Here is a 1,710-nt window from a genome sequence, read left to right as displayed (position 1 = left end):
TTAATTCTTTAATTTCACGTTCCATTTGCTTCATTTTTTCTTGATCAGATATCTGTTGTACTTTAATAGGATTTTGCTGATCTAAATGCTTTTGATGCCAGGCACGAAGTGTTTCAGGAGTACAACCGATCTTAGGCGCAATTGCTGTGATTGCAGCCCAAGTAGAAGGATAATCTTTTTCAGATTCAATCAATAATTGAACCGCTCTTTCTCTGATTTCAGGGGTATATTTTAATTTTGTCATCGGGATAGTCTCTCAGAATATTGACTCTCCGACAAACCCGGTACGGTTCATAGTGTCCAAAACAGGCCAGGATGATTCCAGGGATAAAGCCAAAGGTAAACGCGATATCTAACCAGGGGAAAACCAGGTTCCAGTAAATAAAAAACGTGGATAATCTTGGCTTGATTAAAATTCTTGGATGTTTGATAAAGACTTCTATCATGCCGCGAGCCCAACGCTGGCGCTGTTTCACAAACAGTTTAAGCGTCGTGGGTGCATTGGTAAACAGACAGGCATCCTCACAATGTCCCACACGATGGCCTGCATTCAACAAGGCCCAGGTAAGTACAATATCTTCACCGACACATTCAGGCCATCCACCAACTTCGATCAAGGCATGACGGTCATAAATAGAAAAAGCACCTTGGGCTACCAAGGTTCCCTGATACAGTGACTGCATACGTTTGGTCGCCGCAATTCCCAAAAAATAGTCCCATTCCTGCGTTTTGGTCAGCAAATTTTCACGGGAATTCCGTACCAGAATTGTACCTGCGACCGCACGTGTATTCGGTGGATCTGCCAGATAGCGTTCGACAATATGGATTAATGCGACACGATGTAAATAAGAATCGGCATCGACTGTGATCACCAGATCATGTTGAGCCAGTTTTAGTCCTTCATTTAATGCATGCGCCTTGCCAGCATTTTGCTTTAGATCCAGCAAGGTAAGCCAAGGGAATTTGAGCTGGGCTTCCCGGACAATGTCTGCAGTTTCATCCCGGGAGCCATCATTGATGACAATCACCTGTAATTCACCCGGGTAATCCTGAACACTAATACTGACTAAGGTATCCTGGATTGAAGCTGCTTCATTATAGGCAGCGATCAAAATGGTAATACCAGGATAAGATGCTAATTGCAGGCGCTTAGGTCTTCGATCCATCATCAAGCTAAAAGCTGCAAATGAATTCATAAACCCCGGAATAATGGCAATCCCATAAACCAGGAAAACCGCTGCAAAATAACCAATATATCCGCTAAGATCATGCAGCCAGTTTTGGGAAATCCAAATTGAAAATACAGTCCAGCAACAAGCGCCTATAAGGGCTATCACAAACTTTAACCGCACAGAAAAATAGATAGAAGAATATGCTCTTTTGCTTTCATTAATGCTCATGAACGTTCTCCCCATCATTTATTACATGAATTTTCGTGGATTATCTTGGCGAAAGCCTGAGAGTACTGAAAACAGTTCATGACTTTTTTAGCTATCCAAGTTCCCATAAATTCATGAAAATCATTGTTATTTTGGGGGAGGATTTCACTTTAGCTAAAAAACAATCCATATTTTTTATAATTATATATAACCCTAGTTACGGATAAGCTAAATTTCTAACGACATGAATTTTTGGCTTATTCTTCTGACAGAGTTGATAAGCACATAAAGATGAAAATATGCCTGCTAGAAAACCGGAAATAGTCCGATG

General features: G+C 41.0%; 2 protein-coding genes and 1 pseudogene. All 3 read right to left on the bottom strand.

Annotated elements, in window-relative coordinates:
* A partial coding sequence (locus FTU91_RS16340) for a transposase (protein ID WP_057069689.1) occupies positions 1 to 244 on the bottom strand: 244 nt, incomplete at its 3' end.
* Positions 219 to 1,400 (bottom strand): glycosyltransferase family 2 protein, encoded by a 1,182-nt coding sequence (locus FTU91_RS16335; RefSeq protein WP_218944811.1) that lies wholly within the window; start codon positions 1,398 to 1,400, stop codon positions 219 to 221. The genes FTU91_RS16335 and FTU91_RS16340, both read right to left, overlap by 26 nt.
* Positions 1,401 to 1,596: 196 nt before the next feature.
* Positions 1,597 to 1,710: pseudogene (locus FTU91_RS16330) on the bottom strand (IS982 family transposase); the annotation flags it as partial.

It is taken from the genome of Acinetobacter sp. YH12201 (assembly GCF_013418145.1).
Lineage (GTDB): Bacteria > Pseudomonadota > Gammaproteobacteria > Pseudomonadales > Moraxellaceae > Acinetobacter.
Note: the sequence above shows the minus strand (reverse complement) of the source record. Positions and strands in the feature narration are given on the sequence as shown.